The sequence below is a fragment of the Methanocalculus sp. genome (assembly GCF_029762515.1).
Taxonomy (GTDB): Archaea; Halobacteriota; Methanomicrobia; order Methanomicrobiales; family Methanocorpusculaceae; genus Methanocalculus.
Genome location: NZ_JARVGN010000031.1, coordinates 1 through 9,853, shown reverse-complemented (window position 1 = coordinate 9,853; position 9,853 = coordinate 1). Strand labels below are relative to the sequence as shown.

General features: G+C 53.0%; 13 protein-coding genes and 2 tRNA genes. 7 read left to right on the top strand and 8 right to left on the bottom strand.

The genetic code is table 11. From position 1 onward, the window contains the following. The 3 genes from QCH34_RS02015 to QCH34_RS02005 form a co-directional block, all read right to left on the bottom strand. Window positions 1-424 (bottom strand): AAA family ATPase (locus QCH34_RS02015; protein WP_300329226.1); only part of this gene is annotated, 424 nt, incomplete at its 3' end. Window position 425: 1 nt separating this feature from the next. Continuing rightward, window positions 426-2,393: an anaerobic carbon-monoxide dehydrogenase catalytic subunit gene (gene cooS, locus QCH34_RS02010; RefSeq protein ID WP_300329223.1), complete on the bottom strand. Its 1,968-nt coding sequence runs from the start codon at window positions 2,391-2,393 to the stop codon at window positions 426-428. A gap of 187 nt (window positions 2,394-2,580) precedes the next feature. Then, a tRNA-His gene (locus QCH34_RS02005) sits at window positions 2,581-2,653 on the bottom strand. A gap of 180 nt (window positions 2,654-2,833) precedes the next feature. On the opposite strand from QCH34_RS02005, the gene infB reads away from it, so the two are divergent. Both infB and QCH34_RS01995 read left to right on the top strand, forming a co-directional pair. After that, window positions 2,834-4,609 carry a translation initiation factor IF-2 gene (infB, locus tag QCH34_RS02000; protein ID WP_300329219.1) on the top strand — a complete coding sequence of 592 codons (1,776 nt, stop codon included), beginning with the start codon at window positions 2,834-2,836 and terminating at the stop codon, window positions 4,607-4,609. A gap of 69 nt (window positions 4,610-4,678) precedes the next feature. Next, complete coding sequence (locus QCH34_RS01995; RefSeq protein ID WP_300329216.1) at window positions 4,679-5,080, top strand: 30S ribosomal protein S6e; 402 nt, start codon at window positions 4,679-4,681, stop codon at window positions 5,078-5,080. A 9-nt stretch (window positions 5,081-5,089) separates the two neighbouring features. On the opposite strand, the gene QCH34_RS01990 is transcribed toward QCH34_RS01995, so the two are convergent. From QCH34_RS01990 to hypB, 4 genes are all read right to left on the bottom strand, one after another. After that, complete coding sequence (locus tag QCH34_RS01990) at window positions 5,090-5,569, bottom strand: DUF2240 family protein (protein ID WP_300329213.1); 480 nt, start codon at window positions 5,567-5,569, stop codon at window positions 5,090-5,092. Beyond that, on the bottom strand, window positions 5,566-5,988 hold the full coding sequence (locus QCH34_RS01985) for a hypothetical protein (RefSeq protein WP_300329211.1): 423 nt from the start codon (window positions 5,986-5,988) through the stop codon (window positions 5,566-5,568). Before QCH34_RS01985 ends, QCH34_RS01990 begins: the two co-directional genes overlap by 4 nt. 149 nt (window positions 5,989-6,137) lie before the next feature. Then, on the bottom strand, window positions 6,138-6,515 hold the full coding sequence (locus QCH34_RS01980; protein WP_300329208.1) for a 30S ribosomal protein S8e: 378 nt from the start codon (window positions 6,513-6,515) through the stop codon (window positions 6,138-6,140). A gap of 105 nt (window positions 6,516-6,620) precedes the next feature. Continuing rightward, window positions 6,621-7,271 carry a hydrogenase nickel incorporation protein HypB gene (gene hypB / locus QCH34_RS01975; protein WP_300329205.1) on the bottom strand — a complete coding sequence of 217 codons (651 nt, stop codon included), beginning with the start codon at window positions 7,269-7,271 and terminating at the stop codon, window positions 6,621-6,623. Between the two features lie 50 nt (window positions 7,272-7,321). Here hypB and QCH34_RS01970 point away from each other — a divergent pair, with 50 nt between their 5' ends. From QCH34_RS01970 to QCH34_RS01950, 5 genes are all read left to right on the top strand, one after another. Then, complete coding sequence (locus QCH34_RS01970; RefSeq protein ID WP_300329202.1) at window positions 7,322-7,597, top strand: signal recognition particle subunit SRP19/SEC65 family protein; 276 nt, start codon at window positions 7,322-7,324, stop codon at window positions 7,595-7,597. After that, window positions 7,594-8,247, top strand: a complete 654-nt coding sequence (locus QCH34_RS01965; protein WP_300329199.1) for a histidinol phosphate phosphatase domain-containing protein — start codon at window positions 7,594-7,596, stop codon at window positions 8,245-8,247. Before QCH34_RS01970 ends, QCH34_RS01965 begins: the two co-directional genes overlap by 4 nt. Window positions 8,248-8,347: 100 nt before the next feature. After that, window positions 8,348-8,596 carry an RNA-binding protein gene (locus QCH34_RS01960; RefSeq protein WP_300329196.1) on the top strand — a complete coding sequence of 83 codons (249 nt, stop codon included), beginning with the start codon at window positions 8,348-8,350 and terminating at the stop codon, window positions 8,594-8,596. Next, window positions 8,584-9,591: a transcription initiation factor IIB gene (locus QCH34_RS01955; RefSeq protein WP_292733884.1), complete on the top strand. Its 1,008-nt coding sequence runs from the start codon at window positions 8,584-8,586 to the stop codon at window positions 9,589-9,591. Before QCH34_RS01960 ends, QCH34_RS01955 begins: the two co-directional genes overlap by 13 nt. A 12-nt stretch (window positions 9,592-9,603) precedes the next feature. After that, window positions 9,604-9,675: transfer RNA gene (locus QCH34_RS01950), tRNA-Ala, on the top strand. A gap of 35 nt (window positions 9,676-9,710) precedes the next feature. On the opposite strand, the gene QCH34_RS01945 is transcribed toward QCH34_RS01950, so the two are convergent. Next, window positions 9,711-9,853: ChaB family protein (locus QCH34_RS01945; RefSeq protein WP_300329229.1), on the bottom strand; the 143-nt coding region annotated here is incomplete at its 5' end.

Here is a 9,853-nt window from a genome sequence, read left to right as displayed (position 1 = left end):
CCTGCCTCGCGATACTCCTGATGATGGTATTCTCAGGGCAGAGGCAGCCGCCACCGGCAGAGTCCACAGTTCCCATGACGAGGAGGCCTATTCCATCTGCTCTTCTGGTACCACAGCGGGTGACGATGTCCGAGAGATCGGGGTTGAGATTAATGATCCCTCCGGATCCGACCTTCTCCTCAAGATAAGCCCTGTTCTTTGTTACCGGTACAATCTCAGCGGAAGAGAATCCGAGTGAATACGCGAGATCTTCCTGTGGATCGGAATCGATCGCAAGCACTGAGAGGCCTCTTCGTCTTAATTCACCTGCAAGGAGGGCGGTGAAGGTGGTCTTCCCGACACCACCTTTTCCGGTGACGATCACCCGGAGACCGGATAAAGGCCCCTGTATTCTCCGTCTTCTCAGCTGAGCCGGCTGTTTCATCTCAGATGCCAAGCGCCTTCCTCTTCTCTTCAATATGCGTGATGATCAGTTCTGCTGCCTTCAATGGATCGGGCTCGACTGCAAACTTCGCATTCACCACGCCTTCAAGTCCGTTTGTAAGGAGATCGATAACAGCGGGGCTTCCGCTGATATTCGGCATCGGTCCAAGCACGGTGTAGACACCCGATGCAACAAAGTATGATCCTATGGATACCGCCTTCTGCGAATACCATTCTGGTGCCGCACCCGCGACCGGGAGCTGGTGGATACCAACGCCGAGAGTGTTTGCAAGAGCTGCCAGAAGGACAAGGATTCGTGAGCAGTCTACGCAGGAGCCCATGTGGAGCACCGGCGGTATGCCGACTGCTTTGCAGATCCCTTTCAGGCCGTCCCCTGCGAGGAAGCATGCATCGGGTGTGAGGAGGCCTGCTTTTCCTGATGCAACAGCGGCACACCCGGTTTCGACACAGAGGATATCATGCTTGATCAGCTCCTTTGCAAGGGTTACATGGCCATAGTCATGCTTGATCTTTGGGTTATTGCATCCTACAATCCCCACCGCACCTCTGATCTTCCCGCTTGCGATCGCATCGACAAGCGGCTGGAGCGTTCCGCCGAGTGCCTTGGTGATCGCTTCCACCGAGAAGCCTGCAGTCACTGCAACGGGTTTTCCCGGTATGAAGATCCTCTCAGGAATCCTGTTTTTAAAGTTCTCAACCGCTGTCCTGACGATTATTTCGGCGGCTTCAATGGCATTCTCTGGCGAGAATCCGACATAATAGGATCCGGGTATCTTTGCTTTTGGGCTTGTTGAGATGATCTTTGTATGGAAGCAGCTTGCGGTTCGTGGGAGTGATGGGAAGATACACTGGTAATCCACGATCATCGCATCAAGCGCACCTGTTGCGATCACAAGCTCCTGGTTGAAGTGGTTCCCTGCCATCGGGATGCCGCGCCGCATCAGCAGTTCATTGCCGGTACAGCAGAGGCCGATGAGGTTGATGCCGGTTGCCCCGTTCTTCTTTGCCATGGCCTGCATTGCCTCGCTCTCCGCAGCTTCAACGATCATCTCCGATAACATCGGGTTATGGCCATGGAGCGTGATATTGACCTGATCCTCCTTGATGACGCCGAGGTTCATCATCGACTCAACAGGTGTCGGTGTACCGAAGAGGATGTCGGATACCTCTGTCCCGATCATCGATCCGCCCCAGCCGTCTCCAAGTGCGGTTCTCAGACCATGGAGGAGCATGTTGGCGTAGTGTGCCCCGACACCCATGTGGACGCGGTGCATCGCCTCAACGATCTCCCGGTCAATGCCACGCGGCAGGATCCCTGCCTGCTCCCAGATGGCGTATGTGGCATCCGGGGCACGGCGGCAGAGTTCTAATTCACCTTTGATCGTCCCGAACTCTTCAAGGAAAGCAAGAGCAAGATCGTGGGCCACCTCGATTGCCGCACGGTCAGTCGGGATATTGTACTCTTCTGCAATGGCAAACAGCTTTTCAGTGTCCTTAATAGTATAGCCGCTGCCTTCTCCTTTACCTACAAGCAATAGCGTTTCTGCAATCTCCCTCCCATGATCGGAATGGGCGGCCGCACCGGTTGTGAGCATATCAAGCAGATTCCGGGCGACGATCAGATCTGCATCTGCTCCGCAGACGCCCCGCACGCGGTTCCGTTCGGGGATGATCCGGCACGGCCCCATCGTACACCTGCTGCAGGAGAGGCCGGTTGAACACCATTTGCACTGCGGCTCCTGCATCTCGCTCCTGTCCCATACGGTCTCTATACCTTCTTTCAGGCAGTGCTCAATCGTCTTCTTCGCGAGTTCGTCGATCGACCGCTCCTCCACCTTCTCGTGAATCACTTTTGGGTTCATGAGCGACATCTTTGCCCGGTCCAGCTCGCAGGTTTCCATACGTTCGCCCACAAGCTGCGGCTTTGGCTTTTCTGTTCCATCAGACATTTTCATTCACTCCAGACTGGTGAGATGCACCTTCTTCATCTCATAGCGATGAAAGAGCGCATGGGCTCTTATAGATAACGGTGTGGGATATGAGGGGGCGGCGACGTGTGATAGATCTGTACCTTGTGCGTATGATACAGAGAGAGGATATCCTGAAACAAATGAATTGTGTCAAAAAGGTGATTCAGGCCAGGGCCGGGACTCGAACCCGGGTCAAAGGATCCACAGTCCTATAGGATGTCCAGCTACCCTACCCTAGCATAAATGCTCATTATAATTGATGGTAAACATTATTTAACCTAACGGATTGGCCCCTTCCAATCTCTCATACCAGATTCATAAAGGGCTCTCAAAAGAATATTAATACTCCGAATGCGTTATAGACTATCACTTTTCGGGGTTATCCGGTATATAACGGCTTTTCGGAGGGAGATGGAGAAATGGCAAAGAAGAATATCAGAACACCGATCGTCTGTGTACTCGGCCATGTCGACCACGGCAAGACATCGCTTCTGGATAAGATCCGGGGCTCCCAGGTTGTGGATTCGGAAGCCGGAGCCATCACCCAGCATATCGGGGCAACACTGATACCGATTGAATCAATACGCGAGATGAGCGGGGTTTCGGCTGCAACCGAGATCAATATCCCCGGTCTCCTCTTCATTGATACTCCCGGCCACCGCGCCTTCACCACCCTTCGGGCGCGGGGCGGGGCACTTGCGGAGATTGCCATCCTTGTTATTGATATCAATGAGGGGTTCAAGCAGCAGACCCAGGAAGCCCTCCAGATCCTGAAAAACTGTAAGACTCCGTTTGTCATTGCTGCAACGAAGGTGGATCGGATCCCCGGATGGCGGGTTCATCCAAACGAACCCTTCCAGAAGACATTTGCCAAACAGAATGAAAGGGTGCAGGGTATCCTTGAGACCCGCCTTTATGAGCTTGTTGGCACACTCTCGGATCTCGGGTTTAATTCGGAACGCTACGATCGCGTCAGGGATTTTGCACGCAATATTGCCATTGTCCCGTCTTCGGGGATCACCGGCGAGGGTGTGCCGGATCTCCTGATGGTGATGATCGGCCTTGCCCAGCGGTACCTCACCGAGTCGCTCAGGATCACTGCTGAGGGTCCCGGACAGGGAACTGTGCTTGAAGTGAAGGAGGAGCGGGGCCTTGGGATGACCCTTGACCTGATCCTCTATGATGGTACCCTCTCGGTCGGTGATGAGATTGCTGTTGCCGGATCAAACGGGTGTATCGTCACAAAGATCCGCTCACTCCTAAAGCCAAGGCCGATGAAGGAGATCTTAATCGAGGATCGGTTCGAACGGGTGAAGTCCGTGACCGCGGCAGCCGGAATCAAGCTCTCTGCCCCAAATCTTGATGACGTGATCTCGGGATCGCCCCTCAGGGCAGTCAAAGGAAACCGGCAGGAGGTGATCGATGCAATCGATGCCGAGATGCAGGATGCAAACATCTCCCTCTCGGGCATTGGGATCAGTATCAAAGCCGATACGATCGGGGCGCTGGAGGCGCTCTCAAAAGAACTGGAGGCAAAGGAGATCGAGATCATGCGTGCCGATGTGGGTCCTGTCAGCAGGCATGATATCATCGAGCTTGAGACGATGCGCGATCCTCTCCATAAGGTGATCCTCTGCTTCAATACCGATATCCTTCCCGATGTCTCCGAGATGCTGAAAGATAGCCGGTATTCAGATATCGTCGTCTTCTCCGGGGATATCATCTACCGGGTTATTGATGATTATACTGAATGGCGCGATGAGCAGATCAGGCGCCAGAAGGCCCAGCAGTTTGAAGCGGTGGTCATGCCTGCAAAGTTCCAGCTCCTCCCCAACTGTGTCTTCAGGCAGAGCGGGCCTGCTGTTGTCGGGGTACGGATTCTCGCCGGACTTCTCAGGCCGAAGGTTGACCTGATGGCACCTGACGGCCGCACTGTCGGGTCGATCAAGATGATGCAGGATAAAGGGGAAACTGTCACCGAGGCGAAAGAAGGGATGGAGATCGCCGTCTCAATAGATGGCCCGACGGTTGGCAGGCAGATCAATGTCGGGGATACGCTCTATGTCCAGATCCCTGAGCGGCATGTGAAGGTGCTTGAGACCGAGATGCTCTCTCATATTAATATCAGTTCCCAGGAAGCCCTCTCTGAGTATGCAATGATCAGGAGGAAGGAGAATCCGTTCTGGGGTAAGTAGTATAAACCCGGACACTCAAACAATATGGGTACTTCGGTTTCGAAATAGAACGAGGAGTTGTTTCAATACATGGTTGATTTAAAAATTGTTGTATCAGACCCACAGACCGGCCACTCCTACAATACTGTAGCTGGTGGAGGTGCTGCTGGTGCCTTTATCGGAAAGGCAATTTCGGCCCAGATAGATGGTAACGCAATCGGTCTTGCCGGGTATCGCGTTGAGATCACCGGAGGCAGTGACAAAACCGGAATTCCCGCACGAAAGGGGCTTCCAGGCTCTTCCCGCCGCCACCTCCTTATTGGAGGCGGTATCGGCTTTAATCCGACAAAGAAGGGTGAGCGGAGACGAAAGACCGTCCGCGGATCAGAGATCACACAGGACTTTGTCCAGATCAATGTGAAGGTCGTCGAATACGGAACTACTCCTCTTGCTGATATCTTTAAACCAAAAGAAGAGAAGGCTGAAGAGTAAGCCTCTTCTCTATCCTGTTTTTTCTGGCGAATTTTCTATGAGCTGACTGATGAGTTCGGCTCTGTACTTCCCGGAAGGTACCTTGTATCTCCGGGCAAGGATCACGACTGCCGCTTCAGGCATCAGGTTGCCATGGAACGAATCTGAAATGATCCTGTTCATCTCGGCGTAGATCGATTTTGTATCGGCTCCTGCCTTCTGTGCGATCTCAGCAACGAGCCGTTCAACCGGATCATGTTTTTCAAGCACCCCGGCTGAAGGCTTGAAGCCAAGCGGGATCTCCACTTCGGCGGGATCGAATGCAGGCACCCAGGCACCCTCCACAAGGGTGATCAGCCCCTCGTCACGTGCCCGTTCGAGAAGGAGCGCAGCCTGATCCTTATTCATCCATTTTCGGTCGATTGAGATGTAATAGATGAACTCAACCTTTTGAAGCCGCTCTTTTCTCAGATGCCTGAAGGCTGCTGCCACGACCGTTTTGAGGCTCAACTGAGTGCACCTTTCAGCAGGTTCTTCAGATCCAGTGAGTCGATCTCGCCTGATCTCCCCTCATGGACGATGAAGCATTCAATCCTGCCTCCCTTGTCATCAATTCTGAGGAGGAATGTATAGTCTGCTGCGGGATACCGCCCGTCACCTTTTAAGAGGGTGTCTCTCACCCTGAACGTGAAGTCTGCACGCTCACTGATTCCTCTCAGGAACTCGTTGTCTGTTCTGACAGGTTCAAAGCCTGTCTTCTCCGAGGCGATCTCAACTTTTATCTCACGTTTGAAGAGGCCGAGGTCAGTCCTGAAATTCGTCTGCTTTCCATCCATCCTGCATATTGAGGAGATTGCACGGGAGAATGGAACATCATGATCGAAGGCGAGATCACAACGGTTTGGAAACTGGTAGGAGATACGACGCATAATACTCGTATATGGGACGATACAGGGCTTAAACTCTCTCCCCAAATGACTGATGAGGCTTCGCCGGATACCGATCTCCGATCATATCGATGGATCTCCGGTTGATTGACAGCTCCCGTAAAAGAGAATGAAAAAAGAAAATTATGGGATTATTCGATCAGAACGGCGTTGACTGTTCCGTCCTGGCTTGGGCGGGAGATGATCTGGGCGCGCCCGATCTCTGTCTTTATGATCGCGCCTTTCGTGAGAAGATTTCTCCGGACATAGTTCGGGTTTGCGGTATTTGACTCAACCTTCTCAATGGCGACCTTCTTTGTAATTCCTGTCTTTCTGTCTGAGACAGAAGCGAATTCTGCACGGAGTGCCCGTACCTTGCTGTTGCCGCCACGGGTGCGGATGATGCGGATGCGGGTGGTTCCGACGACGGTGTCTGCCGGAGATCTTCCGATCTCAAAACGCTTCTTACCTTGTGCGGAATGGTAACGTCCGCCAGATGGTTTTCGAACTGATCTTCCTTGCCAGAGCATTGATTCTCCTCGTATCTGATAGTATCTCGCGTATGGGTTTTCCCAAGTGGAGTTCTCTATATATCACTTTACGAGATATTTAAGTTTGGGTTCTTCTGTGACCGGCTATTCAGCAAGGATGGCATCAAGAAGTGCCTCCGTACCATCGCCGGTCTTCAGGTTTGTCCGGAATATTGGCATTTCCGGGTTGTATTTTCGGATGTCCGCTTCCATCCTATCAAGGTTGGATCCCACAAGCGGCGCAAGATCGACTTTGTTGATGACTGCTATGTCGCCACCCCGAAACATCATCGGATGCTTGTTGACGACATCATCGCCTTCTGTTGAGCTGATGACGATGATCCTCTTCTCTGCACCGAGCTGGAAGTCTGTCGGGCAGACCATGTTCCCCACATTCTCGATGAAGAGGATGTCGATATCGTCAAGGGGGAGATGTTGAAGGCCATGTTCGACAAGATGCGCGTCCAGATGGCATTCTTTTCCGGTATTTGCATTATATGCCGGGATGCCGGTCTTCACAATCCGCTGAAAATCGTCATCGCCATAGACATCGCCTGCAATGGCTCCCGGCGAGAGTCCACGCGCACGCAGAAGCGGCACCAGCTTCTCAATGAGCGCGGTCTTTCCGGAGCCAATGGCTCCGAGGAGATCAAAGGCCCTGATGCCGTGGTCTTTGAGGTGGCGTGCATTTGCCCCGGCAAGACGGGTATTCCCATCAAAAATATCTTTCTCCATATGGATGTCGATATGATGCATAGAGGTACTTGGCGTGATCTGTTTATAGGTTCATCGCGAATCTAGTAGGTATGGGAACGCGCCGGATCCTGTACCCCTGTTACTTCAACCACTCCCTGACACGTGCCGAAGGGAGAAGAGTTGATCGTGAGCATGCACTGAAGTCTCCAAAAATCCAGGATATTGAGCGTGCCGCCCGGAGAACTGGTGCCACCAATGTTGTGATTGAGCCAAACTCCCACCCTGCACACTGGTTCAGGAGAGAAGGCCGTGTTGTCCTTGAGTGGAAAGGGAGCAAGGAATCGCTGATCAAAAAGGTTGCACAAAAAATGGTGGAGAAATCATGATCGGCATGTACGATTTCCATTGCCACAGCACCCTCTCTGACGGCGATATGCTTCCCATCGAGATGGTCCGGAGGATGGCGGTTCTTGGCTATTCAACTGTTGCCATCTCGGATCACGTCGATGCGACCAACCTTCTGGAGGTGATCGGTGCTGTCAACCGCCTGAAGAAGTCTGCGTCGCTCTTTGATGTCAATCTCCTCTGTGGTGTTGAGATCACCCATGTGCCTCCGGAAGAGATCATGGGAATTGCGCGTGAGGCAAAGGAGATGGGGGCAGATGTCGTTCTTGTGCATGGTGAGACGGTCGTCGAGCCGGTGGCTCCGGGAACAAATCACGCAGCGGTCTCCTGCCCGGATGTTGATATTCTTGCACATCCCGGCCTGATCTCTCGTGAAGATGCACAGATTGCAGCAGATCATGGGGTATATCTTGAGATCACGTCAAGGAACGGGCATAACAGGACAAATGGCCATGTCGTTATGGTTGGACGCGAGCTCGGCTGCGAACTGATCGTACAGTCTGATGCCCATGAGCCGCGTGATCTCCTCAATAAGGAAAGCAGGTGGCTTGTTGCCCGTGGTGCGGGTCTTACCGAAGAGGAGGCTCTCCGGGTGCTCAGCCCCGAGAGAAGTATATTCCACCGCTTCTGACTTTTATAGGTTGTCGATACTTTTATATATGGCAAACAACCAATATATAATTATATAAAGTTTCCGAATTGTATTCGGATCTTCCATTTGAGGCTGAAACTTGAAATTTGCAGGTCGGATACACCGTAATTGTAGTGATCGTCTTCTGGTTGCCACGTGTGATGCGGGCCAGCTGCCTCCGCTCTTCTGTGATGTGGTGGACAGCCGTATGAAACCGGTAGGGCGGATCGTTGATTTATTTGGAAATATTGCTGCTCCCTATGCGACGATCGTATGCCAGAACGATTGCCGTGTCCTTGAAGGGGAGAAGCTCTTTGTGAAGGAGAAGGTGAACAAATGCAGGAGATAGAGAAGTTAAAACAGCTAAAATCCGAGAGAGAAGCACAGAAATTACGCCAGAAAGAGGTGGTTGTCGAGAAGCAGAAGCACGAGGAGCATATCCAGACGGTCTGCCCCGAGTGTGGAGGCAGACAGCTCATCCACGATTATGAGCGGGCCGAACTCGTCTGCCAGGGATGCGGGCTTGTGCTTGATGACGACTTCATCGACCGTGGTCCCGAATGGCGTGCATTTGACCATGACCAGCGGATGAAGCGTTCCCGTGTCGGTGCACCGATGACCTTTACCATCCACGACAAGGGTCTTTCGACGATGATCGACTGGAGGAACCGTGACAGCTATGGCCGTGCCATCTCCTCGAAGAACCGTGCACAGCTGTACCGTCTCAGGAAGTGGCAGCGGCGTATCCGTGTCTCGAATGCAACCGAGCGGAACCTCGCATTCGCCCTCTCCGAACTTGACAGGATGGCATCTGCCCTCGGTCTTCCACGAAACGTCCGTGAAACCGCAGCGGTCGTCTACCGTGATGCTGTTGACAAGAACCTGATCCGTGGCCGTTCAATAGAAGGTGTTGCAGCAGCAGCCCTCTATGCAGCCTGCCGCCAGTGCAGTGTGCCGCGTACCCTTGACGAGATTGCCGAGGTATCCCGTGTATCGAGGAAAGAGATCGGCAGGACATACCGGTTCATCTCCCGTGAACTCGGCCTCAAGCTCCTCCCCACCTCCCCGATCGACTATGTGCCGAGATTCTGCTCGGGCCTGACCCTGAAGGGTGAGGTGCAGAGCCGTGCCGTTGAGATCCTCAGGCAGGCAGGAGAGCGTGAACTGACGAGCGGCCGGGGGCCGACCGGTGTTGCGGCTGCCGCCATCTATATCAGCTCGATCCTCTCGGGCGAGCGGCGGACCCAGCGTGAGGTTGCCGAGGTTGCGGGCGTCACCGAGGTCACGATTCGGAACAGATATAAGGAACTGGCAGAGAAGTTAGATATAGAGATAATTCTCTAATCTTTTTGCCAGGGGCTCGTAGATCAGGGGTAGATCGCTATGTTCGCAACGTAGAGGCCGCGGGTTCAAATCCCGCCGGGTCCATTCGTTTTCTCTCTTTATTTTTTAAAAATGGGTTTTCAATCGCTCTTTTTCTTCCAGTTACCTGTTTCTTCGTCTTTCTCATATTTGTTCTTTACAGCAGCCCAGGCAACCCGATGCGCAGTTTCTTCACGGGATGCATCATTCCGCCTTTTCTCAGGGTCGCGATATTCATCCCATG

Bases quoted from the DNA above. Each gene is read 5' to 3' on its own strand.
- cooS (WP_300329223.1), bottom strand. From the start codon at position 2,393: ATGTCTGATGGAACAGAAAAGCCAAAGCCGCAGCTTGTGGGCGAACGT.
- infB (WP_300329219.1), top strand. From the start codon at position 2,834: ATGGCAAAGAAGAATATCAGAACACCGATCGTCTGTGTACTCGGCCAT.
- QCH34_RS01995 (WP_300329216.1), top strand. From the start codon at position 4,679: ATGGTTGATTTAAAAATTGTTGTATCAGACCCACAGACCGGCCACTCC.
- QCH34_RS01985 (WP_300329211.1), bottom strand. From the start codon at position 5,988: ATGCGTCGTATCTCCTACCAGTTTCCAAACCGTTGTGATCTCGCCTTC.
- QCH34_RS01980 (WP_300329208.1), bottom strand. From the start codon at position 6,515: ATGCTCTGGCAAGGAAGATCAGTTCGAAAACCATCTGGCGGACGTTAC.
- hypB (WP_300329205.1), bottom strand. From the start codon at position 7,271: ATGCATCATATCGACATCCATATGGAGAAAGATATTTTTGATGGGAAT.
- QCH34_RS01970 (WP_300329202.1), top strand. From the start codon at position 7,322: ATGGGAACGCGCCGGATCCTGTACCCCTGTTACTTCAACCACTCCCTG.
- QCH34_RS01965 (WP_300329199.1), top strand. From the start codon at position 7,594: ATGATCGGCATGTACGATTTCCATTGCCACAGCACCCTCTCTGACGGC.
- QCH34_RS01955 (WP_292733884.1), top strand. From the start codon at position 8,584: ATGCAGGAGATAGAGAAGTTAAAACAGCTAAAATCCGAGAGAGAAGCA.